Below are 23,049 nucleotides of genomic sequence, written 5' to 3'. Positions count from 1 at the left end.
GGGAGGAACGACAATGAGATTTTCACGTAGGACCTTTATGCACGGCGTGGCGGCGCTCTCCATCGCAGCCGCCTCGATCCCGGCAATGGCTCAGGCCGAAGAGTTCAAGATGGGCCTTCTTGTGCCCGGCAGCGTTTCTGAAGAAGGATGGAACCGGATCGGCTACAACGCGCTGAAGGGCGTGGAAGAACAACTCGGCGCCCAGATCAGCTATGTCGAGCTGCAGCAGAACCCCGCTTCCTTCGAAAAGGCGTTCCGCGATTATGCCAGCCAGGGCTACAAGGTCATTCTCGGCCACGGCTTTGAATTCCAGGATGCCGCGCTCGAAGTTGCGCTCGATTATCCCGACACCTATTTCCTGATCTCGTCGAGTGCGATCCATGAAGGCAATGTCATCGGCCTCAACACCGACACCAGCCAGCCCTTCTACCTGATGGGTGTCATCGCCGCGAAGATGGGCCGCAAGGCCGGCCTCGTCGGCGGCATGGAGATCCCGCCGATCCAGGAAGCCTTTGCAGGCTTCAAGAACGGTGCACGGAGCATCAATCCCGACTTCCCGATCAGCGAGGCCTATATCGGCAACTTCACCGATACGACGGCCGCCAAGGAAGCCGCACTGAGCATGATTTCCCAGGGCGCGGATTTCGTCGTGCCTAACGCATCCGGCGCGACCGTCGGCGGCTATCAGGCGATCTCCGAATCCGGGCCGGACGTGCGGACCTTTTCCATCTTCAGCGATTTCACGGAAGTCGCGCCCAACAATATTCTCGGCCTCTACGTCGCCGATTACGCGCAGGGCGTGGTGGAAGTCGCGCGGACGATCCGTGACGGCAGCCCGCCGACGGACAACGTCATCTTCGGCCTGAAGGATCCAAAGGTCATGTCCTTCACCTTCCGCGATGACGGCCCGGTCTCCGTACCGGAAGACATCCGCGCCGAGGTCAAGGCGATCAGCGACAAGATCGCAGCCGGCGAAATCAAGACCGACGGTAAGTGACCGGCGAGCGCTGCGGCCATCCGGCCGCAGCGCTCCATTGCCACACCAACATTCGGACCGATCAATGGAACAGGTAAACCAGGGAGCGCGTGAGAACGTGTATCCTCAAGCAACCCGAGCCCGCGCTTTCTACCGCACACTCTCGCAGGCAGCGATCAGCGCCGTGACCCCCATCGCGGCGGTCCTCGTCGCCCTCGCCTTTGGCGCAGTTCTTCTCTGGCTGAACGGCTTCAACGGGACCGACGTGGTCACAGTGATGGTCTTCGGCTCCTTCCAGGACATACGCTCCGTCGCCGAAATCCTGCTGAAGGCGACGCCGCTCATCCTGATCGGCGCGGGTCTTTGTGTCGCCTTCCGCTGCAACATCTGGAACATCGGCGCCGAAGGGCAGCTCTATGTCGGTGCGATCGCGGCAACATTCGTCGGCACCAGCATCGACGGTCTGTCCGTCTGGGTGCACGCACCGCTCGTCATGCTGGCGGGCGCGCTGGCAGGCGGCGCATGGGCCGGAATCGCCGGCTATCTCAAGGTGCGCTTCCAGGCGAGCGAGATCGTCACCACGATCATGCTCAACTACATCGCCATCATCCTGACGAGCTATCTCGTCACCGGACCGATGAAGGATGCGAGCGCCGCCTATCCGCAATCGGCCCGGCTCGTGCGCGAGGCGTGGACACCGCGCATCGTTTCCGACCTGCGCCTGCATATCGGCATCCTCGTCGCCGTGGTTCTGGCTGTCGCACTCTATATCTTCCTGCAAAGGAGCAGCCGCGGCTTTGCGCTGCGCGTCGTCGGGCTCAATCCGCACGCCGCGCGCTATGCCGGCATGGACGTGCGCCGCAACATAATGCTGGCGATCTGCATCAGCGGCGCGCTGGCCGGACTTGCCGGCGCCTTCGAGGTCGCGGGCGTCACCCACCGGCTCTACCAGAACATCTCGCCGGGCTACGGCTTCGAGGGCATCGCCGTCGCGCTGCTTGCCAACAACAATCCATTGGCAGCGATCCTGTCGGGCGGGCTGTTTGCAACCTTGCGATCGGGTTCGGAGGTTCTCCAGATCACCTCGCAGGTGCCTCAGGTCCTCGTCCTCGTCATCCAGGGCGTCGTCATCCTGTCCGTCGTCGCCTTCGCCAAGTTCCGCAGCATCCTGCGAATACTGCGCTAGGCGGCGGTCTGAACACAGAGGTTTAATGCGCCCTCCAGCGAGGGACGGAAATGATCCAAAGGGGTCCGTTTGATGGACGACATGATGTTTCTCACCTTCCTCGCGACACTGTTGGGTGCCGCCTGGAGGCTTGCCACGCCGCTTATCTTCGCCTCCATCGGCGAGATATTTTCCGAACGGGCGGGCGTGCTCAACATCGGGCTGGAAGGCACGATGCTCGTCGGCGCCTTCTGTGGCTTCGCGATGGCCTTTGCGACCGGCAGCGTGCTGCTCGGGCTCATCGCCGGGATCGGCGGCGGGATGCTGTTCGGGCTGATCTTCGCCTTCTTCACGATCACCATCAAGGCGAACCAGATCGTCGTCGGCGCAGCGCTCAACCTGCTCGGCATGGGCCTCACGGCCTTCCTGTTCCGCACCTACTACGTTTCCACCGGCAAGGGCATCGAGATCGCCCAGCCGGTCAACATCCCCTGGCTCAGCGACCTGCCCTTCATCGGCGAGGCCTTCTTCCGCCAGAACCTGATCGTCTACAGCACCATCGTCGTCACTATCCTCGCAGCCTTCCTTCTCTACCGCACCTCCTTCGGCCTGACGCTGCGCGCCGTCGGCGAGCACCCGAAGGCCGCCGACGTCGCCGGCCGGAACGTCGCCGCCTATCGCTATGGAGCGGTTCTGATCGGCACCGGCCTTGCCGGGCTTGGCGGCGCCTTCCTGACGCTCGGCCATTCCAACCAGTTCGTCGAAGGCATCACCTCAGGCCGCGGCTTCATCGCGCTGGCCGTGGTCGTCTTCGCGCGGTGGTCGCCGATAGGCGCCTTCTTCGTCGCGCTGCTCTTCGGCCTTTTCTACGCCTTGCAGCTCATGCTTCAGGCGCAGGCGTCGATCGTCGTGCCCTATCAGCTTCTGCAGGCGCTTCCCTACATCATGACGATCATCACGCTCGTCGTGGTCCGCGGCAAGGGTGCGGCGCCGAGCAAGCTCGGCCAGCCCTACGACATGAGGTAATCGAGATGTCCCAGAAACCCTTCCTGCGCATCGACAATATCCACAAGCGCTTCGGCCCGATCGTCGCCAGCGACGGCGTCTCGCTCGAAATCGAGGAGGGCGAGATCCACGCGCTGCTCGGAGAGAACGGCGCCGGCAAGAGCGTGCTGATGAGCATGATCTGCGGCATGGTGCGGCCCGACGAAGGCGAGATCGTCTACAAGGGCCAGTCCGTCCGCTTCAACAGCCCGCGCGAGGCGATCCGCCAGCGCATCGGCATGGTGCACCAGCATTTCATGCTCGTGCCCAACCTCACCGTTGCGGAAAACTACATCCTCGGCCAGGGATCGGCACTGCGCGTCATCAACGACATGGACAAGGTCCATGCCCGAATCCGCGAACTCAGCGATCGCTATACGCTCGATGTGCGGCCCGACGCTCTCGTCGAAGACCTATCGGTCGGCGAGCAGCAGCGCGTGGAAATCCTGAAGGCCCTGTTCCACGGCATCGACCTCCTGATCCTCGACGAACCGACGGCCGTCCTGACGCCACAGGAGACCGACCGGCTGCTCTCCCTGATGGGGGATCTCGTCAAGGATGGGAAGACCGTGGTCTTCATCTCGCACAAGCTCGACGAGGTGATGCGTGTCAGCAACCGCATCAGCGTCATGCGCGACGGGCGCGTGGTGCACACCGTCAATGTCGCCGACACGGATGCCCGCGACCTTGCCCGCATGATGGTGGGCCGCGACGTGCGCATGGAACTCCCGCGCAGCCCCGCTGCCCCCGGCCCGCTGGTGCTGTCGGTGGAAAACCTCACCTGTCGCAGCGAGGCCGGTCTTCCTGCGGTGCGCGGCGTGAGCCTCAATGTGCGGGCCGGCGAGATCGTCGGTATCGCCGGCGTTTCCGGCAATGGCCAGACCGAGTTGTCGCTGGCGCTGTCCGGCCTGCTGCCGGTCGATTCCGGCCGCGTCATCCTCAACGGAAAGGACATTACCGGTCACGAACCCGCCCGCATCAATGCGAGCGGCTTTTCCCACATTCCGGAAGACCGGCACAAGCACGGCGTCGTGCTCTCCCTTTCACTCAGCGAGAACACCATCCTGCAACGCTACGACCAGCCTCCATTTGCAAGCCGCGGCATGCTGAACCGCAAGACGATCAGCGCGCATACGCAGGATCTCATCAAGCGCTTCCGGGTGAAATCGCACGACGAGAACCAGCAGATCGGCGACCTTTCCGGCGGCAACCAGCAAAAGCTCGTCGTCGCCCGCGAACTGGCGCGCAACCCGGATTTCATCCTCGTCAACCAGCTTGCCCGCGGCATCGATATCGGCGCCATGGAGTTCGTGATGGAGGAGATGCTGAAGCAACGTGACAACGGACGGGCGATCCTGCTGATCTCCACGGAACTGGAAGAACTGTTTGCGATCTGCGACCGGATCCTCGTGATGTGCCACGGCGAAATCCTCGGCGAACTGCCGCCGGATCGCGGCCGTCTGGAGGAACTGGGGCTGCTCATGGCGGGCCAAAAGGCGGATCATGTCCAACAACCGGCGCTCGCGGGCTAGACAGGAACGTCAACGACAGCGTTTATAAGCAACGTAACCGGCATGTCCCAAGGAGGGCGGCTCGCCCATGAATATAACCCTGCGGCAACTCAGGGCCTTCATCTCGGTGGCCGAGCTTGGCCAGTTCAATCTCGCCGCGAGAAACCTCCATCTGACCCAGTCTGCGGTCAGTATCCTCATCCGTGATCTGGAATCGGAAATCGGCGCTCGCCTCTTCGATCGCCATACCCGCATGGTCTCGCTGACGCTGGTCGGCCAGGAATTCCTGCCGCAGGCGCGCAAGATATTGAAGGATCTGGATCTGGCGGTTGGCGACGTGCGCGACAATGCCTCGCTGAAGCGCGGCCAGGTGACGATTGCCGCCGCGATCGTGCTGGCGGCGACGATCGTGCCGCCGATCATCGCGCGCTTCCTGCGCATGTATCCGGAAATTTCCGTCAATATCCGCGACATGCCGGAAGAAGCGATCAGCCCCGCCCTCAAGCGCAACGAGGTCGACATCGCGGTCGGCACCCTGTCGGAAGAAGATCCCGAGATCACCGCGACGCCCCTGCTGCGCGACAAGCTGATGGTCGTCTGCCGGGAGGATCATCGCTTTGCCAAGCGCAAATCCGTTCGCTGGGCCGAACTGAAGGACGAGAACCTCATCACGCTTGCCGCCGCCAATCCGCTGCGCACCATCGTCGAGCACAATCTCATCCGCGTCGTATCGAGCTTCCGGCCGAAATACGAGGTCCGCTTCTCGACCACCGCCATCAGCATGATCGCCGCCGGCATGGGCGTTTCCGTCCTGCCGGAAAATTCCAGCCAGCTGGCGTCCGTCGTGCGCGTGACGACCGTCGATCTCATCGACCCGCCCGTCATGCGCGATGTCTCGCTGTTGCAGCGCCGGCATCACAGCCTCTCGCCGGCCGCCGAACATCTCAAGGCTGTCTTCGTCGCCTGCGCGGCGGAACGGGCCGGATTCTCCGAACGAAGCCTCCGGGAATAGAAAAGGCCGCGCAGGGCAGCACGGCCTTTCGTTTCGACATTTGGATTCTCGATCAGCCGAACGTATAGGCGGCAATCGATTCCGGTTTCATCTCGATGGAAAAGCCCGGCAGCGAGGGCGGCATATAGGCGGCGTTCTCGATGCGGCAGGGATCGATGAAGTGCTCGTGCAGATGGTCGACATATTCGATGACGCGGCCTTCCTTCGTGCCCGAGACTGTAATGTAGTCGATCATCGAGAGATGCTGGACATATTCGCAGAGCCCGACACCGCCGGCATGCGGCCAGACGGGCAGGTCGTATTTCGCGGCCATCAGCAGCACGGCCAGCACTTCGTTGAGACCGCCCATGCGGCAGCTGTCGATCTGCACGATGTCGATCGCGCCGCCCGCGATCATCTGCTTGAACATGATGCGGTTCTGGCACATTTCGCCGGTCGCCACCTTCACGGGATACACCGCCTCGCGGATCGCCTTGTGACCGGCCACATCGTCCGGGCTGGTCGGCTCCTCGATGAAGAAGGGCTTATATGGCTTCAGCTCGTTCACCCAGTCGATCGCCTGTCCGACCTCCCAGACCTGATTGGCGTCGATCATCATGTAGCGGTCGCCGATCACCTCGCGGGCGATGCGCAGACGGCGCTTATCGTCTTCCAGGTCGCGGCCAACCTTCATCTTGATGTGGGTGAAGCCCTGATCGACAACTTCCTGGCAAAGGCGGCGCAGCTTCTCGTCGTCATAGCCGAGCCAGCCGGCCGAGGTCGTGTAGCAGGCGTAGCCCTCCTTCTCCAGCGTTGCGATCCGCTCTGCCTTGCCGGCTTCCGCCTTCTTCAGGATGGCAAGCGCTTCTTCCGGCGTCAGCGCATCCGTCAGGTAGCGGAAGTCGACGATGGAGAGGATTTCCTCCGGGCTCATCTCGGCAACGAGGCGCCAGACGGGCTTGCCTGCTTCCTTGGCCAGAAGGTCCCACACCGCATTGACCACCGCGCCGGTCGCAAGATGCATCGCGCCCTTGTCCGGCCCGATCCAGCGCAGCTGGCTGTCGCTCGTCACATGCCGCCAGAAGCGGCCGGGATTTTCACGCACCCAGTCGAGATCGAGGCCCACCACAAGGTGCTTCATCGCATCGATGGCCGCGCAGCAGATCTCGTTGCCACGACCGATGGTGAAGGTGAGGCCATGGCCTTCCAGCCCCGCCTTGTCCGTTTCCAGCACGACATAGGCGGCCGAATAGTCGGGATCGGGGTTCATCGCATCCGAACCATCGAGGCTTAGCGACGTGGGAAAGCGCAGATCGATGGAGCGCAGGCTGGTGATCTTGGTCATGGAAGCGGCCCTTGGAATGGTCGGGTTGGCCGCCGGCTGGTGCCGGCGGCATCGGTGTTTCAGATCGTCCAGCCGCCATCGATGGCGTAGGCCTGGCCGGACGTGTAGGTCGCGCCGGCGAGGTAGACGGCAAGGTCCGCGATCTCTTCCGGCGTCCCGATGCGGCCGATCGGCTGGCGGGCGATGAAGGCGGCGCGCGCTGCCTCGAAGTCCCCCTGCGCGCGCAGGCGGTCCTGCAGCGACGGGCTCTCCACCGTGCCGGGGCAAATGCAGTTGCAGCGGATTCCCTCGGCGATGTAGTCGGCCGCGACAGACTTGGTGAGACCGACGACGGCCGCCTTCGTGATGGTGTAGGCGGCGCGGTTCGGCACGCCCTTCACGCTGGAGGCGACGGAAGCCATGTTGATGATCGCGCCGTCCTTCTTCTCCAGCATCGCGGGCAGGACCGCCCGGATCGTGCGTATCATGGCGCGCACGTTGAGATCGAAGGCGAAGTCGAGGTCCTTGTCCGCCATGTCGAGGATCGAGCCGGCATGGACGAAGCCCGCGCAATTGAACAGCACGTCGAACGGGCCTGCCGCCGAAACCACGCGGGTGACGGCTTCGTCGCTCAACACGTCGAGGACGTAGGTCTCGATATTCTCCTCGCCCGCAAGGCTCGTCAACGCATCCGCATTGATGTCGGTCGCGACGACCTTCGCGCCGGCGCGCGCAAAGGCGATGGCGCTTGCCCGGCCGATACCCTGGCCGGCGGCGGTGAGGAGGACGCGTTTGTTTTCGAGGGAACGGGACATGATGGCTCCTTGGCAATGCTCAGGCGAGCGGGCGGCGCTCGACGACATAGATATGATCAGCGGCGAGAACGACCTCGCCCTTCTGGTTGACGACTTCCATACGTTCGACCACACGGCCGGAGCCCGCCCGCTTGGGGTCGTCCTCCTTGCCGGTGATCGTCACGCGGCTGTGGATCGTATCACCAATGAAGACGGGTTTGATGAAGCGCATCCGGTCATATCCATAGGAAAAAGCGACCGGATTGATAACGCTCGCCGTCAGGCCGACACCGATGGAAAACACCATGGTGCCGTGGGCGATGCGCTGGCCGAAGGGCTGCGTCTTCATGAATTCCGCGTCCATGTGATGCGGAAAGAAATCGCCCGTATGACCAGCATGCACGACGAAATCGGTCTCGGTGATCGTGCGGCCGCTGGTCTTGCGGCCATCGCCGATCTGGTAGTCCTCGAAATACTTGACCTGTTCCATGGTCTGTCCTGTCTACGGCCGCGCGGCAAGCGGCGTTGCGGGTGCGGCGCTGGAGGCGTAGGCGGCCTCGACAAGCGCCATCGTCATCCAGCCATCCTCCACCGAGGAGACCAGTTCATCGTCCTCGCCCGAAACGAAGCGCTGGAGGTTCGCCATGCGTCCCACGAAGGCATCGGGGAACCAGGTGCCTTGTAGCGGCACCGGCACCCATCCTTCGCCACCCTTCGGATGGATTTCCAGAATGTCGGGCTCGCCACGCGGATAGTCGAGATTGACGCCGAGCTGGAGATAGGCCGCACCGTCGGTGCCCGAGACGCGGAACTCGCAGGCCTGATGCCTGCGGCCGAACTTGTGGTCGTGGTTGATCGAGAGCGCGCAGCGGACGCGATCGCCATAGTCGAGGATCGCGGTGGTGCGGGTCTGCGCCATGCGATGGTTCGGATGGCCGATGGTCTTGGCATGAACGCCTTGCGGATCGCCCAGCACCTGGCGGATCACATCGAGATAGTGGATCGAGTGCATGGCGATCTCGATGCGTGGCAGGCCTTCGAGGAAGGACCAGAGCTGCCAGGGCGTATCGAGCGCCAGATAGACGTCGAAATCGACGACTTCGCCCAGCAGCCCCTTGGCGATGGCATCCTTCAGCGCCAGCATCATGGGTGCAAAGCGCAGCTGGAAATTGACGGCGGCCTTGAGCTTCTTCTGCCGGCAGATCTGCAGAATCTCGGTTGCCGCTGCAAGATCGGCGCCCATCGGCTTCTGGAGAAGCACCGCCGCGCCATCCGGCAGGGCCGAAAGCACCCGGGCATGGGCAGCCGGAGGCGTAGCCAGATCGAAGATCGCATCGTCGACCGCGGCCGCTTCCTCGACCGTCCGATAGGCGGTCACGCCCCATTTTTTGGCCAGCGCCTTCGCCTTGTCGTGGTCGGGATCGTAGAGGCCGGCAATCGGAAAGCCGCCCTTGCGATAGGCGGGAAAATGCGCGTCGCCGACGATCGACCCGGCGCCGAAGGTGACGATGGGGCGCGGCTTGGCCGGCAGCGGCCAGGACTGGGAAAGCGAGGCTGGATCGAAATCAGGCATGGAAGAAAACCTCCTCCATCGACGCCCACCATTCGCCCTCTTTCCGGGTCTCCAGCGGCGCCTGGCAGGGCATGCAGACGGCCCACCATTCCTGCGTCTTCGGGTCGGCTGCCATCTTCGCCATGTCGGCGGCGTAGTCCTCGCCGTGATATTCGAAGAAGGAAAACAACAGGTTTTCCGGCTCCTTCAGGAAGATAGAATAGTTCCTGATGTTGCAGGCGGAAATCATCGACAGCACGTCCGGCCAGACGGCGGCGTGCAGGCGCTTGTATTCTTCGATCTTTTCCGGCTTCACGCCGATCACCGTGCCGATGCGCTGCATGTCTAGGCCCCTTCGCGGATTTCGTGCTCGAACTCGGGGATCGAACGGCTGCGGATGGCGTCCCAGTCCCAGTCGATGCCGAGACCCGGCGTCATGGGCGCGAGCGCCATGCCGCTCTCGATCACCATGCGCGAGGCGGTGATGTCGTCGAGCTGCGGGATGTATTCGACATATTTGCCGTTCTGTACCGCGCAGGCGAGGCTGACATGCAGCTCCATCAGGAAATGCGGGCAGACCGGCATGTCGAAGGCTTCCGCCGCATGCGCGACCTTCAGCCATGGCGTAATACCGCCGATCCGGCCCGCATCGACCTGCACGATCGAGCAGGCGCCCTTCTGCATGTATTCGCGAAAATGGCGGATGGAATAGAGCGATTCCCCGATGGCAATGGGGGTCGCCGTCGAGCGGTTGAGGCGCACATGCCCGTCGATATCGTCGGCCGGCAGCGGCTCCTCGATCCAGCCGAGGTCGAGTTCGCGCAAGCGCTCGGCCCTTCGGATCGCCTCATCGACGGAAAAGCCCTGATTGGCGTCCGTCATGATCTCGTAGCCGTCGCCGACGGCCTTGCGCACGGCCGACAGCCGCGCGTAGTCCTCCGCACCATGCGGTTTGCCGATCTTCACCTTCGAGCCGGTAAAGCCCTTCGACTTCGCGTCCAGGGCATCCTCGACAAGCGCTTGCGTCGAAATGTGCAGCCAGCCGCCCTCGGTCGTATAGAGCGGGCAGCGGTCCTTGGCGCCGCCGGCGAGCTTCCACAGCGGCAGGTTTTGCTTGCGGGCCCGCAGGTCCCAGAGCGCCGTGTCGATGGCGGCGAGCGCGATGGAGGTGATCGCGCCGATGGTGGTGGCGTGGGTGGCGAATTCCAGCTCGCGCCAGATCGCCTCGATCCGGTCGGCATCCCGGCCGATGATCCTCGGTACGAGGTGATCGGCAAGCAGGCGCATGACGGAGGAACCGCCCGTGCCGATCGTATAGCTGTAGCCGGTGCCCACCGCGCCATCGCTGTCGGTAATGGTCACGAGCGGCGTTTCCTGGGAAACGAAGCTCTGGATGGCGTCCGTGCGCTCGACCTTCGGGCGAAGGTCGACCATCTTCAGTTCGACGCGTTCGATCTTCGCCATGTCAGCCTCGCAGCGTGCGGCCGCTTTCGCGGTCGAAAAGGTGGGCCTGGGAGAGGTCGAAGCAGAACGGCAGCACATCGCCCGCGCGCAACGGCTTCGGGTTCAGCATGCGGCCGACCCACTCGGCACCGCCGAATTCGGAGAAGACCAGCGTCTCGTTGCCGAGCGGTTCCGTGAGAATCACGCCAAGCTCATGCCTGTGCACGTCGGCATCCTCGCCGGAATGGATGCCGTGGCCGGCAGGGTAGAGGTCATCGGGGCGCAGGCCGAAGGTCACTTTCTGGCCGGCGGTCACGCGATCGCGGAAACGCACCGGCAGCGGCAGGCGGTCGCCATTGGCGAACACGACCTCACCATCGGCGATTTCGGCGTCCTTCAGGTTCATCGGAGGCGAACCGATGAAACCCGCGACGAACTTCGAATTCGGCCGCTGGAAAACGTCTTCCGGCGTGCCGACCTGCTCGATATAGCCGTCGCGCATGATGACGATGCGGTCGGCAAGCGTCATCGCCTCCACCTGGTCGTGGGTGACATAGATCACCGTCGACTGGACCTTGGCGTGCAGCTTCTTGATCTCGACGCGCATCTGGGTGCGCAGTTTCGCATCAAGGTTGGAGAGCGGCTCGTCGAACAGGAAGACGTCCGGATCGCGCACGATGGCGCGGCCCATGGCGACGCGCTGGCGCTGGCCGCCGGAAAGCTGCGAGGGGCGTCGATCGAGCAGATGGACGAGGTCCAGCGTCCTGGCCGCCTCGTCGACGCGCGGGGCGATTTCCTCCGGCTTCATGCCGGCAATCTTCAGCGAGAAGCCCATGTTCTCGCGCACCGTCATATGCGGATAGAGCGCGTAGGACTGGAAGACCATGGCGAGATTGCGCGAACGCGGCGGCAGGTCGTTGACGATCCGGCCGCCGATCCTGAGATTGCCGCTGGTGATCGGCTCGAGACCGGCGATCATGCGCAGCGTCGTCGACTTGCCGCAGCCGGAGGGGCCGACTAGCGCAATGAACTCGCGGTCCGCGACCTCGAGGTCGATGCCATGCACCACTTCGAGCGAGCCGTAGCGCTTGACCAGCTTTTCAAGGGAAACGGTTGCCATGGATTATCCTTTGACTGCGCCGGAGGTGAGACCGGAGACGAGATGCTTCTGCACGATGAAGGTCAGCACGAGCGCGGGAATGATCATGATCACCGCCAGCGCGCACATGCCGCGCCAGTCGATGGTGAATTCCGACGTGTAGTCGAGCAGGCCGACCGGCAGGGTCTTGGAGGTGACGGAACGGGTGAGCTGGGATGCCAGCGCGAACTCGTTCCACGAGGTGAGGAAGGCGAAGATGCCGGCCGAGGCGATGCCCGGCCCGGCAAGCGGGAATTCCACCTGCCAGAACGCCTGCCAGCGCGTGCAACCGTCGATCTGTGCGGCTTCGGCGAGATCCTTCGGCACCTGGCGGAAGAAGCCGTCGATCAGCCAGATGGTGAAGGGCACGTTGAGCGCCACATAGGCCATGATCAGCCCGAAATGCGTGTCGATCACGCCGAGCTTGGAATAGACGAAGAACAGCGGCAGCGAGAGCGCGATGCCCGGCACCGTGCGCGTCAGCATCAGGCCGAGGAAGATCGACGACTTCGCCTTGAAGCGGAAGCGCGCGAAGGCGTAGCCGCCGGCCATGCCGATCGCCAGCGCGATCGCCGTCGAGGTGACGGAAATGATCAGCGAGTTGCGGAAATATTCGATGACCGGAATGCCCCCCTGCCCGACGCCGGAAAACATGGCGACGTAGGCATCGAAGGAAAGCTCCTGCGGGATCCAGACCGGCGGCTTGGCCATGATCTCGACCGTTGGCCGGAACGAGGCAAGCACGATCCACAGGCCCGGCAGGCAGATGATCGCCATCGCGAGAAACAGGCCGATCTTGTGGGCGACCGACAGAAGGATGCCGTTGATACGGGCTTTTGCGTTTGCGTTCTCGTTCATCTCACCACTCCGCAGCGATCTGGGTCCGCGCCGCCGCAAGCTTGCGGAAGAAGTAGACAGTGAAGAGGATGGACAGCAGGATCGCGACATAGGCCATGGCATTGGCAAGCCCCATGCGGGCATCCGCATAGGCCGTGCGCGAGATGAGCGTCCAGAGCAGTTCCGTGCGCTTGGCCGGCCCGCCATCCGTCATGATCTTCACGATGTCATAGGCCCGGGCGACGTCGAGCGAACGGATCGTCATCGCGATATAGGCGAAGGGCATGATGAAGGGCCAGGTAACGTAGCGGAATGTCTGCCAGGGCGTGCAACCGTCAACGCGCGCGGCTTCGATCGGCTCCTTCGGCATGGCGAGCAGCCCGGCAAGGATGAGGATGGCGAAGACCGAGGTCGACGACCAGATTTCGGCGATGAGGATCGCGGTGAAGGCGAGCGAGCCGTCGATCAGCCACGGGATCGCCTGATCGGTCAGCCCCAGCGACTGAAGCGCGTTGTTCACCAGCCCGATATTGTCGTTGAACATGAACTTGAACTGGAAGCCGACGAGGATCGGCGAGAACATCATGGGGAACATCATGATGGTTCTGAGCATCCGCTGGCCGCGCGTCGCCTTTTCCACCAGCATGGCAAGGCCGAGGCCGAGCAGCATTTCCACGTTGAGCGCGACGGTCAGCAGGAGCACGGTGCGGCCGAACGCCGTCCAGAACTCAAGGTCCGTCAGGATACGCGCATAGTTGCGGAAGCCGATGAAATTGTAGAGCGAGGCAGGCTGTGTCAGCCGGAACGACGTGAAGCTCGAATAGAGCGACAGGATCAACGGAATGATGACGACGGCTGCGAGCACCAGAATGGCGGGCAGCAGAAGCAGAAATGGCGCCGGTGGCCTCCAGCCTTTCATGTCGGCTTCTCCTGTCTTCACGAATGCGGGAAAGACGCCGCCCGCCACAGCCGGCCGGCAGTTTCGTCCTTCGGAATGTTGCTAGGGGTGGAAAGCGGCGCCGGACAAACCGGCGCCGCATCTGGCAATCAGAGGTCGCCAGCGTCTTCGAGGATCTGCGTCGCCTTTTCGGCGGCCGCATCCAGCGCTTCCTTGGAGGTCTTGTCGCCGAGGATGGCGGCCTGAAGCTCCGGATAGACGGCGTTGGAAATCTCGATCCAGGATGCCGTCTGCGGCACGGCGAAGGCGTTCTTTGCCGCCTCCTGGAAGGCCGTCAGGACTTCCTTGCGGTACGGATCGCTTTCAGCCTGCTGGATATTGTATTCCCAGACGGCGGTGCGCGTCGGCAGCGGACCGGCAGCGGATTCCAGCTTCTGGCTGTCCTCGTTTGTGAGGAACCAGATGAGCGAAGCGGCCGCTTCCTTGTTGGCGCAGCTTTCCGTGATCGAGAAGCCATGGTGGCCGGACCAGCCGGTGCGCTTGCCGGAAGAACCGGCCGGCTGCACCTTCACGCCGACATTGCCGGCAACCTTGGACGACTTCGGATCGTTGAAGAAGCTCGCCCAGCCAGGCCAGTCGAGGTTGACAGCGATGGTGCCCGAGGCAAAGCCCTGGCCCAGGTCGTCCCACAGGTAGTTGGTGGTGCCGACCGGAACCGCCTTGGCCTTGTAGAGGTTGACGAACCAGTCGAGCGCACGCACGCCGGCTCCCGAATTGAAGGTCGGCTTGCCGTCGGCATCGAGATATTCGCCGCCCTCGGCAACCAGCATTTCATAGAAGCGACCGTTGATCGCCTCTTCCTTGCCGGCATATTGCGTGCCGTAGAAATCCGGCGGGTTGGCAAAGAAGGTCGCCTGATCCGTGACCTGCTGCCAGGTGTCCGGCGGGGCCAGGTCGTAGCCAAACTTTTCCTTGAACGCCGTCTTCTTGGCGTCGTCCTCATAGAGGCTCTTCTGGTAATAGAGCGCCGAGACGTCGAACTGCGCGCGCGGCAACATCACGAGCTTGCCGCCAAGCGTGGAGGCCGAGATGGTGGACTGCACGAAAGCGTCGATCTCTTCCTTCGGCAGCAGCGCGCCAAGATCGGTATAGATATCCGGATATTGCGGGGCGAAGGACGAGTGGTTCGAGCCGACGCACCAGGTAATGTTGCCGGTCGCGATGTCCGACTTGATTTCCTTGTCCAGTTCGAAGTGGTTCTTCTTGGAAAGAACGTTCACCTTTGCGCCCGTCGCCTTCTCCCATTCGGCGATGCGCGCATAGAGCGCTTCATACTGCTGGCCGCCGATGAGCTTCGCATCGACAGAGACACCTTCGAATTTTCCCGGCAGATCGGCAGCGAGCGCAGAACCCGCCCATGCGCAAAGTACGGCACCGGCCGCAACGCCGGCTAGAAATCTCGACATCTTCCCCTCCCATTTGGCTTGACGTCAGCCCTTACCAATAAGAGCTTCATTTATATACAAACCAATTATTCACTTATCGTCAAGCAGAAACGGCTATCCGGGATTGTCATTGCGTATTTCTGCGCATATGAATTTGCTTATTCACCGGAGGATTTCGCGTGTCGGACGATGAAAATGATCGCTACAGAGCGCCCGCGCTCGACAAGGGCCTCGACATCCTGGAACTGCTGGCGGACGTTGACGGCGGCCTGACCCAGGCGGAAATAGCCAAGCGCCTCGACCGTAGCCCCAACGAATTCTACCGCATGCTCGACCGGCTGGTGAAGCGCGGTTACGTCACCCGCATCGACGGCGACCGCTTCTCGCTAACGCTGAAACTCTTCGGCCTTGCCCAGCTTCACGCACCGGTGCGTCGCCTCGTCTCCTTCGCGGTTCCCCTGATGCGCGAGCTTGCCGAAGCCTCCCGTCAGGCCAACCAGCTCGTCGTCTTCGACCGCGGCAATCCCGTCGTCATCGCCCAGCAGGAAGCCCCCGGCTACTGGGGCATTTCGATCCGCGTCGGCTCGCGCATCGGACTGTTCGACACCGGTTCCGGCCATGCCCTGCTGGCCTTCCGCTCGCCGCAGGAGCGCGAGCGCATGATCGCCGAACATGTCGGCGACGGCGGCACGGACGGCCGCGTGACGCCCGAATTCCTGGCGCGCCTCGACCTCATCCGCACCCGCGGCTACGAAATGATGCCGAGCGCCCAGACGGCCGGCGTCATCAACCTTTCCGCACCGGTGCTCGGCGCAGACGGAACGGCGATCGCGGCGTTGACCGTGCCCTATATCACGCTGATCAACACGCCCGTCGCTCCCGACATTTCCACGACCATCCAGCTGCTGAGCGACACGACGCGCAGCCTTTCCGAAATGACGGGCGCCGGGTTCAAGGTCGACGAATAGTCGATTTGCATTTGAATGAATCATTTCCATATGACAGATTGATCCTCTATCGGAGGATACAGGCATGACATCGACGGTCGGCACCCAGAGCACACATCCCAAGACGATGCCGCAGGCGCATGCGGATTTGCCGGTCTGGAATTCGGAAAACTGGTTCTACGAAGATTTCGAAATCGGCCACAAGATCCGCTCGCTTCGCCGCACCATCTCGGAGGGCGAATCGATGCAGTTCAACGCGCTCGTGCTCGACATGCATCCTTACGTCGGCGACCAGATCTTCGCCGAGACCGAAGGCCTGTTCGGCCGTCGCCTCGTGGCGGGCGCCTTCGTCTTTTCGGCCGGCCTCGGCCTGGTCGCGACCAACTGCATCAACGCCTTCTCCTACGGCTACGACCGCCTGCGCTTCATCAAGCCGGTCTTCATCGGCGACACGATCTACACGATCCGCACCAATCTCGACAAACAGCCCAAATATGACGAACTCGGCCTTATCCGGGCCTCCTATGAGGTCTTCAAGGGCGAAGGCGAGCTGGTGCTCTATTGCGAGCACATCCAGACCGTAAAATACCGGGACGGCAAACCGCAGGCGTGAAGCGCCCCTCCTTCCTACCGGAAGCTCTTCACGAAAAGCGCGTTGAGATCGGCAATGGCCTGCGCCGCCGGCTCGCGGCTCGTCACGGCCTGGTTGATGCGCTGCGAGGCCGCTTCCTGGAACGGCATGTAGCCATCATGGCGCGGCCGCAGCCAGGCACCCTCGAGCGTCCGGCGCGTGTTGCGGTAGAAGCCGAGTGTCGCGGCATTGGCGGCCTCGTCCTCCCAGCCGGCGGCATGTCCCGGCTGGCCGCCGGACCGCCAATAGCGGTCCGCCTGCACAGGCCCGCCGGCGATCCAGTAGGCAAAGTCGATGGCGGCATCGCGGTTTTCCGAGAAGGCCGAAACGGCAATTCCCGTGCCGCCGAGCGCCGAACCGACCGGGCCGCCAGCACCGGCAACCGGCATATCGGCAAATGCGATGCGGTTTGCGCGAAACCCATCCAGACTATAGCTGACATAGCCGTATATCAGCGGCGAGAGACTGTAGCGCGCGCCGTTCTCCCCCATCCTGTCCAGCACGGCAATCGGATCCATCTCGATGCAGGCCGGGTCGGTAAGCGCAGCAAGCTCGCGGATCATCTCGATGGCCGCAACGCCGGTCTGCGCATCGACGAACGGCCGGTCCTTCTCCACGGAGCACGGCTGGCCGAGATTGCCGCAGAGCGTGAAGAGGCACATCAGCGAATGCGGCGGGCGAAGCGGCAGCAGCACCTCGCCGGCTTTGGCAAGGTCGAGAACCTCCTCCCAGCGCGTCGGCGGGGCTACCATGCGGTCCGGCCTGAAGGCGAGGACCTGCGTTGCCGCATCGATCGGGAATGCCCATTGCCGTCCCTGCCAGTTGTAGCTAGGGAAGGACGCGCCGACCGTACCCTGCGCCAGTTTCGCAAGGGGCACCTCGCGACCGGGCACGTCCAGCGGCGCAAGGCAACCTTCCGCCGTGATCTGCCCGACATGCGGGTGATCTATGACGATGAGGTCGTAGCGGCGGGCAAGTTCCTCGACCGGAAAACTCTCAAAGTCCTGAAGCGAACGCTTGTCCCATTCGATGGATACGCCCGTCTTCTCTAGCCAGTCCTGCGCGCAGGCGACCATCGGGTCGTAACCGCGCGGATGGCTCCAGGTCATGCCCTTGAGGGCGATGCCGCTCACGATGCGAATTCCGCACGGATAGCCGCCGTATGCTCGCCCACGCGCGGCGCGGCGCGGCCGTTTTTCGGGCGGCGTCCGTCGACACGCACCGGACAGCGCGTCGTGCCGATAGAAACATCGTCCTCCCGCGTGACGGTCTGGAGCATATCGAGAACGCGGAAGCCGTCGCTCGCCATGAGCTCCGGCCATTGGAGCACTTTCGAACACCAGATGTCGGCCGGCTCCAGGATGGAAAGCCAATGTTCGACGGTTTCGCCCGCGATGCGCTCCGCGATGATCTGCTTGATCGTGTCGCGCTCGGTGAACCACGCCTTGCTGTCGTCGCGGTAGGGCGCGAGCGCTTCGATCTCAAGCAGGTCCTGCAACCGGCCGATCGGCATCATGGCAATCGCCAGATAGCCGTCCTTGGTCGGATAGACGCCGTAGGGTGCGGAAAGATAGGCATGGGCGCTGCGGAAGTCGGAGCGCCTCGGCTTGCGGCCGCCGTCGTTCAGATGCGTGGTCAGCACCTCGAACTGGAAATCGACGAGGCCTTCGAGCAGGCTCGTCTGGATATGCGTGCCCTTGCCGGAAATGCCGCGCCGCACGAGACCCGCGAGAATGCCCTGGCAGGCATTGGCGCCAGCGAGCATGTCGGCGATGGCAAGACCGAACGGCACCGGCCCCTGCTGCTCATCGCCGTTGAGCCACATCACGCCGGAGCGCGCCTGCGCCAGAAGATCCTGGCCCGGCCGTCCGACCCATGGGCCTTCCTCGCCATAGCCGCTGATCGACGCATAGACGATGGCCGGATTGATCGCCTTCACCGCCTCGTAGTCGAGGCCGAGGCGCTCGATGACGCCCGGCCGGAAATTCTGGATGAGCACGTCGGCCTTGAGGATAAGCTTGCGCAGGAAGGCAAGGTCGTCCGGATTCTTGAGGTCTATGCCGAGGCTTTCCTTGCCGCGATTGATGGCATGGAAGAGCGTCGAGTCGCCGGCGACTTCCGTATCGCTGAGATAGAGCCTGCGGGAAAGATCGCCGCCATCGGGCCGCTCGATCTTGATGACCCGGGCGCCGAGATCGAGCAGGCGTAGCGAGCAATAGGGACCGGACAGAAACTGGCTCATGTCGATTACGGTGAGGCCGGAAAGCAACCCGGTTTCGTCCTGCATCAAGTCTTCCTCCTCATCGGCAGGCCATAGCAGGCCGCCAGAAATTCTTATTTAAATTGATACTTCATATATGAGTTTTGTCAACGCACGGCCGCCCTCGCCGGCCGCAGAATCCAACCATGCAGACATCACGCGCATCTCCTTGTGCCCCTGCAGAACGTGCCGAAGACAGGCATTGCTCGACATCCTCCCGAAAAGGATGGCACAAGCGAATCAGCAACGAAAAGGAAGCGACATGGCATCGACACCGCGTAGACCGATCAATCCGAAGGATGCTGCCGAGGCGTTGTTCAAACCGGCCAAGAAGGTCGCCGCGCCTGCAGTCGAACGGCCTGCAGTCCCCAATACCAAGGAGCTTGTTTCGCTGAAGATCGACAGCGACGTCGTGGCGTTTTTCCAGGCGGACGGGCCGGGCTGGCAGGATCGGATCAATGATACCTTGCGGGCCGCGATGAATCGGCTGGCTTGAACGACGCCGGACAAATGGTCGGGCTGTCACACGAAGCCGGGACAACTCGGAGGGACGGCATTGAGCGATGGAAAGAGGGACCTGACGGCCCTCATGAAGTCGGTGATTGAAGCGCCGAAGCGGGACAACACGGACTACCACCACGCAATCGCAGAAGTCCGTCGCGCATTTGCCGAGGCCGATGCGGCGCTCGGTCCTGATATCCGCGTCAGGACGAAACGCAAATGGAAGCGAAACGGCGACTACGTCGTGAAGCTGACGTTCAGGAAAAAGGCGCCGGACGCCTGAACAGGCGCCGCGCCGCAGCGCGCCGTTTTCGCGTTTCGCGGCGCAAACAGATGGGCTGGCGAACCCGTCCCGCGCGATCGACATGTGCGTTCGTTCCGTCAATTCCGGCAATCCGGGCTGAGCGATGATAGAGTGATACCCGGCTCCCCGAACGGGAGCCGGCTGGTTCCGAGCCTCCTAGAGGAGATTGCGCGCGGCGAGATTGCGCATCAGGTGCGATGCGCCGAAGCCCCAGGGTGCCGCGCGGTCGGTCGGCTGCACGCGGTTGACGAGCGCGCCGAGTTGCGGTGCGCTGATCGTCACGACATCCCCTGTCTTGTGGGTGAAGCCACGCCCCGGCTCGTCGCGATCCTGGATAGGGGCGAACATCGTGCCGAGGAACAGGACGAAGCCGTCAGGATAGCAATGATGGGCGTTGACCGCCTGTGCGACCAGATCCTCCGGATCCCGGCTGATCTCGCTCATGGAGGAATGGCCGGTCATCCGGAAACCCTCCGGGCCGTCCACCGCAAGCGAAAGCTCCAGCCGGCGAACGTCATTCATATCGAAATGCGCGTCGAACAGGCGGATGAACGGACCGATGGCGCAGGCGCCGTTGTTGTCCTTCGCCTTGCCGAGCAGGAGCGCCGAGCGGCCCTCCACGTCACGCAGATTCACATCGTTGCCGAGCGTCGCGCCGACGACCTTCCCGGCGGAAGAGACGACAAGCACCACTTCCGGTTCGGGATTGTTCCAGGTCGATGCCGGATGCACGCCGATATCGACGCCCGTCCCGACGGCGGAGAGCGGCTGGCCCTTGGTGAAGATTTCGGCGTCCGGGCCGATACCGACCTCGAGATACTGGCTCCACGCACCGGCTTCGATCAGCGCCTCCTTCAGCTTGGCGGCTTCCGGCGATCCGGGCTTCAGATTGCGGATGTCGTCGCCAACCAGCGACGCGATCCGGGCTCGCATGCCGGCGGCAGCCGCCGCATCACCGCGGATGCGCTCCTCGATGACCCGCTCCAGCATGGAAACGACGAAGGTGACACCAGCCGCCTTCAACGCCTGAAGGTCGACCGGCGCGAGAAAATAGGGACGCGACGCATCGCGCACCTCTACCGCGGCGTTTTTCAGGATCTCCTCGACCGAACCGATATCCTCGCCCTCGGCAGCCCGCAATGCGCTGGCGGGATTGCCCGCCTCGCAGAGATCGCGGACCGTCGGGAACGCGGCCGTGATGTCGATGACGCGCCCTCCCTCGATCCGCACGACGGACGGGCCGGCCACGTCCGGGCGGTACACCCGGCCGACAAGGCTCGCCGTTGCATTCTCGAGAAGGGCATTCATGCTGGTATCAACCATGTCTGTTCCAGGGCCTGTCAAATGAAGCTGCTGCGAAAGAGAGAATTGAGGTCGGCGATCACCGTGCCCGCCGCTTCACCGGCCTTGAGGCCGGTGCTGATGCGCTCGGACGCCGCCGCCTGAAACGGCATGTAGCCGTCGTGCCGGGGGCGCAGATAGGAGCCTTCGAGCGTCGCCCGCGTCTTGCGGTAGAAGTCCCAGGCGGGAGCGTTGACGCCGCCGTCCTCCCAGGCCAGCGCGTGCCCCGGCTGGCCGCCCGCAGCCGCATAAGGACCGCGTTGCGCATCCGCGGCGGAAATCCAGTAAGCGAAATCGAGCGCAGCCTGCGGGTTCTTCGTATAGGCGGAGACCGCGATGCCCGTTCCACCCAAGGTTCCGCCGACAGGCCCGTTCGTCCCGGCTGCCGGAATATCGGCGAAGTCCAGCCGGTTCGGCCGGAAACCCTCCCAGGCATAGCTGACATAACCGTAGGTGTAGGGAATGCAGGCCGCCCTGCCCCCAGCCGCAGCCATCGCTTCCGAAGCCTCGATCGGGTCCATGTCGAAGCAGGCCGGATCGAGATGCTGCACGAGCTCCCGCAGAAGGTCGTAGACTTCGGCGCCCGCCGCCGGATCGATGAATTCACCCGCAGCCGCCGCACACGGCCGGCCGATGTTTGCGGCCAGCGTGTAGAACGTCATGAGGGCGTGCGGCGAGCGAAGCGGCAGCAGGACACGTCCCTCGCGGGCGAGATCCATGACCTCGGCCCAGCGCTCGGGCGCACGGGACACCAGGTCGGGCCGGAAGGCCTGCACCTGCGTCGCCGCATCGATGGGGAACGCCCACTGGCGGCCCTGCCAGAAGTAGCTGCGATAGGACGGGCCGACGGTTGCGGCGGCAAGCGCTGCGCGTTCCGCCTCACGGCCCTCGATATCGAGCGGCAGCAGGCAGTTTTCCCGCGTCACCTGCCCCACATGGGGGTGGTCGATGACGATCAGATCGTAGGCGCGGGCCAGTTCGTCGACCGGAAAGCTCTCGAAGTCCTGCAACGAGCGCTTCTCCCAGACGACCTCGATCCCGGTCGTTTCCCGGTAGATTTCGGAGCAGCGCACCATCGGGTCGTAGCCGCGCGGATGGCTCCAGGTCATGCCTTTCAATGTCACGGTCATGGTCGCAACTCTTGTCTCTTGCTTTGTATCGGGAGCAGGTTTGGTCAGCGCCGGGAAAAGATCGGGGCGCGCTTTTCCTTGAAGGCCGCGCGGCCTTCGAGGGCGTCGGCCGTCGCAAAGCAGATCGTCTGTAGGTCGCGCTCGTATTCGATCGCCTTTTCCTGCGGCATGGAATGGGCCGCGCGCAGGTTCAGCTTGGCGGTTTCGGCCGCAATCGGCGCACGCGATGCAATCGTCTCGGCGATGGCGCGCGCGCGCGCCATCAATTCTGCCTGCGGTACGACCTCGGTGACGAGCCCCCAGGCCAGTGCCTTTTCAGCCGGGATGGGATCACCCGTCATCAGCATCAGCGCCGCATTGGACGCACCGACCGAATGCGCGAGGAAAGTGGCCATGCCGCCGCCGCCGATCCAGCCGAGCTTGATTTCCGGGGCCGCGAACTGGGCATTGTCGGATGCGATGCGGATGTCGCAGCTCATCGACGTTTCCAGCCCGCCGCCGAAAGCGTAGCCATTGACGGCCGCAATCGTCGGCTTCAACAGCCGGCGCATGGCGTCGCAATAGTCCGGCCGGTTGCGGAACTGCCACGGCGTTTCGTAGGTATCCAGTTCCTTGATGTCCGAGCCGGCGCAGAAAGCCCGCTCGCCTGCGCCGGTCACGATGACGCAGCGGATCGTATCGCTGGCATTGACGGTTTCCACCGCTGCGATGATCGCATCGGACATTTCCGGCGTGACGGCATTGAGCTTGTGCGGCCGGTTGAGCGTGATCGTCGCTACATGGCCGTCAACCGTGAAGAGAACGTCGTCCGTCATCG

Annotated in this window: 24 protein-coding genes; 9 read left to right on the top strand and 15 right to left on the bottom strand. The window is 63.3% G+C overall.

Going from position 1 to position 23,049, the window contains the following annotated elements; all coding sequences use genetic code 11:
* Nucleotides 1-13: 13 nt before the first annotated feature.
* The 5 genes from WA950_RS14960 to WA950_RS14940 all read left to right on the top strand — a co-directional run bounded on the left by WA950_RS14960 (nt 14) and on the right by WA950_RS14940 (nt 5,708).
* Nucleotides 14-997 (top strand): BMP family protein, encoded by a 984-nt coding sequence (locus WA950_RS14960; protein ID WP_424552507.1) that lies wholly within the window; start codon nt 14-16, stop codon nt 995-997.
* A 97-nt stretch (nt 998-1,094) separates the two neighbouring features.
* Entirely contained in the window at nt 1,095-2,162 is a 1,068-nt protein-coding gene (locus WA950_RS14955; protein ID WP_424552506.1) for an ABC transporter permease, read from the top strand.
* A 72-nt stretch (nt 2,163-2,234) separates the two neighbouring features.
* On the top strand, nt 2,235-3,167 hold the full coding sequence (locus tag WA950_RS14950; protein WP_424552505.1) for an ABC transporter permease: 933 nt from the start codon (nt 2,235-2,237) through the stop codon (nt 3,165-3,167).
* A 5-nt stretch (nt 3,168-3,172) separates the two neighbouring features.
* A complete protein-coding gene (locus tag WA950_RS14945; protein ID WP_424552504.1) occupies nt 3,173-4,717 on the top strand; it encodes an ABC transporter ATP-binding protein in 1,545 nt (514 codons plus the stop codon).
* Between the two features lie 67 nt (nt 4,718-4,784).
* The gene (locus WA950_RS14940) at nt 4,785-5,708 is read left to right on the top strand and encodes a LysR family transcriptional regulator (RefSeq protein ID WP_424552503.1); all 924 of its coding nucleotides are present in this window, start codon (nt 4,785-4,787) and stop codon (nt 5,706-5,708) included.
* Nucleotides 5,709-5,760: 52 nt separating this feature from the next.
* Here the strand turns inward: WA950_RS14940 and WA950_RS14935 are convergent, their stop codons facing one another.
* From WA950_RS14935 to WA950_RS14890, 10 genes are all read right to left on the bottom strand, one after another.
* A complete protein-coding gene (locus WA950_RS14935; RefSeq protein ID WP_424552502.1) occupies nt 5,761-7,032 on the bottom strand; it encodes an L-fuconate dehydratase in 1,272 nt (423 codons plus the stop codon).
* Between the two features lie 59 nt (nt 7,033-7,091).
* Complete coding sequence (locus tag WA950_RS14930) at nt 7,092-7,826, bottom strand: SDR family oxidoreductase (RefSeq protein WP_424552501.1); 735 nt, start codon at nt 7,824-7,826, stop codon at nt 7,092-7,094.
* Between the two features lie 19 nt (nt 7,827-7,845).
* Nucleotides 7,846-8,295, bottom strand: a complete 450-nt coding sequence (locus WA950_RS14925; protein WP_424552500.1) for a MaoC/PaaZ C-terminal domain-containing protein — start codon at nt 8,293-8,295, stop codon at nt 7,846-7,848.
* Between the two features lie 12 nt (nt 8,296-8,307).
* A complete protein-coding gene (locus tag WA950_RS14920) occupies nt 8,308-9,378 on the bottom strand; it encodes a Gfo/Idh/MocA family protein (RefSeq protein WP_424552499.1) in 1,071 nt (356 codons plus the stop codon).
* The gene (locus tag WA950_RS14915) at nt 9,371-9,700 is read right to left on the bottom strand and encodes an L-rhamnose mutarotase (RefSeq protein ID WP_424552498.1); all 330 of its coding nucleotides are present in this window, start codon (nt 9,698-9,700) and stop codon (nt 9,371-9,373) included. The genes WA950_RS14920 and WA950_RS14915 overlap by 8 nt, the downstream gene beginning before the upstream one ends.
* Nucleotides 9,701-9,702: 2 nt before the next feature.
* The gene (locus tag WA950_RS14910; RefSeq protein WP_424552497.1) at nt 9,703-10,821 is read right to left on the bottom strand and encodes a mandelate racemase/muconate lactonizing enzyme family protein; all 1,119 of its coding nucleotides are present in this window, start codon (nt 10,819-10,821) and stop codon (nt 9,703-9,705) included.
* Between the two features lies 1 nt (nt 10,822).
* Nucleotides 10,823-11,920 carry an ABC transporter ATP-binding protein gene (locus tag WA950_RS14905; RefSeq protein WP_424552496.1) on the bottom strand — a complete coding sequence of 366 codons (1,098 nt, stop codon included), beginning with the start codon at nt 11,918-11,920 and terminating at the stop codon, nt 10,823-10,825.
* A 3-nt stretch (nt 11,921-11,923) separates the two neighbouring features.
* A complete protein-coding gene (locus tag WA950_RS14900) occupies nt 11,924-12,796 on the bottom strand; it encodes a carbohydrate ABC transporter permease (protein WP_424552495.1) in 873 nt (290 codons plus the stop codon).
* A 1-nt stretch (nt 12,797) separates the two neighbouring features.
* A complete protein-coding gene (locus WA950_RS14895; protein ID WP_424552494.1) occupies nt 12,798-13,694 on the bottom strand; it encodes a carbohydrate ABC transporter permease in 897 nt (298 codons plus the stop codon).
* Between the two features lie 128 nt (nt 13,695-13,822).
* Entirely contained in the window at nt 13,823-15,139 is a 1,317-nt protein-coding gene (locus WA950_RS14890) for a sugar ABC transporter substrate-binding protein (RefSeq protein ID WP_424552493.1), read from the bottom strand.
* A gap of 158 nt (nt 15,140-15,297) precedes the next feature.
* Between WA950_RS14890 and WA950_RS14885 the strand changes: the two genes are divergently transcribed.
* Entirely contained in the window at nt 15,298-16,086 is a 789-nt protein-coding gene (locus tag WA950_RS14885) for an IclR family transcriptional regulator (protein WP_424552492.1), read from the top strand.
* 64 nt (nt 16,087-16,150) lie between these two features.
* Nucleotides 16,151-16,678 (top strand): MaoC family dehydratase, encoded by a 528-nt coding sequence (locus WA950_RS14880; RefSeq protein WP_424552491.1) that lies wholly within the window; start codon nt 16,151-16,153, stop codon nt 16,676-16,678.
* A gap of 14 nt (nt 16,679-16,692) precedes the next feature.
* Here the strand turns inward: WA950_RS14880 and WA950_RS14875 are convergent, their stop codons facing one another.
* Both WA950_RS14875 and WA950_RS14870 read right to left on the bottom strand, forming a co-directional pair.
* On the bottom strand, nt 16,693-17,829 hold the full coding sequence (locus WA950_RS14875) for an extracellular solute-binding protein (protein ID WP_424552490.1): 1,137 nt from the start codon (nt 17,827-17,829) through the stop codon (nt 16,693-16,695).
* Nucleotides 17,826-18,983: a CaiB/BaiF CoA transferase family protein gene (locus tag WA950_RS14870; RefSeq protein WP_424552489.1), complete on the bottom strand. Its 1,158-nt coding sequence runs from the start codon at nt 18,981-18,983 to the stop codon at nt 17,826-17,828. Before WA950_RS14870 ends, WA950_RS14875 begins: the two co-directional genes overlap by 4 nt.
* Before the next feature lie 235 nt (nt 18,984-19,218).
* Between WA950_RS14870 and WA950_RS14865 the strand changes: the two genes are divergently transcribed.
* Complete coding sequence (locus WA950_RS14865; RefSeq protein WP_424552488.1) at nt 19,219-19,452, top strand: BrnA antitoxin family protein; 234 nt, start codon at nt 19,219-19,221, stop codon at nt 19,450-19,452.
* 60 nt (nt 19,453-19,512) lie between these two features.
* Nucleotides 19,513-19,740, top strand: coding sequence for a hypothetical protein (locus WA950_RS14860; protein WP_424552487.1), 228 nt, complete (start codon nt 19,513-19,515; stop codon nt 19,738-19,740).
* Nucleotides 19,741-19,917: 177 nt separating this feature from the next.
* Here the strand turns inward: WA950_RS14860 and WA950_RS14855 are convergent, their stop codons facing one another.
* The 3 genes from WA950_RS14855 to WA950_RS14845 are packed head-to-tail and all read right to left on the bottom strand — an operon-like array spanning nt 19,918 to nt 23,047.
* Entirely contained in the window at nt 19,918-21,084 is a 1,167-nt protein-coding gene (locus WA950_RS14855) for a fumarylacetoacetate hydrolase family protein (protein WP_424552486.1), read from the bottom strand.
* 17 nt (nt 21,085-21,101) lie between these two features.
* Nucleotides 21,102-22,232 carry an extracellular solute-binding protein gene (locus WA950_RS14850; RefSeq protein WP_424552485.1) on the bottom strand — a complete coding sequence of 377 codons (1,131 nt, stop codon included), beginning with the start codon at nt 22,230-22,232 and terminating at the stop codon, nt 21,102-21,104.
* Between the two features lie 44 nt (nt 22,233-22,276).
* A complete protein-coding gene (locus WA950_RS14845; RefSeq protein WP_424552484.1) occupies nt 22,277-23,047 on the bottom strand; it encodes an enoyl-CoA hydratase/isomerase family protein in 771 nt (256 codons plus the stop codon).
* Nucleotides 23,048-23,049 lie beyond the last annotated feature (2 nt).

This window comes from Shinella sp., assembly GCF_049651085.1.
GTDB lineage: Bacteria > Pseudomonadota > Alphaproteobacteria > Rhizobiales > Rhizobiaceae > Shinella.
The sequence above is the reverse complement of the archived record's forward strand: the minus strand, read 5'-3'. Positions and strand labels throughout refer to the sequence as shown.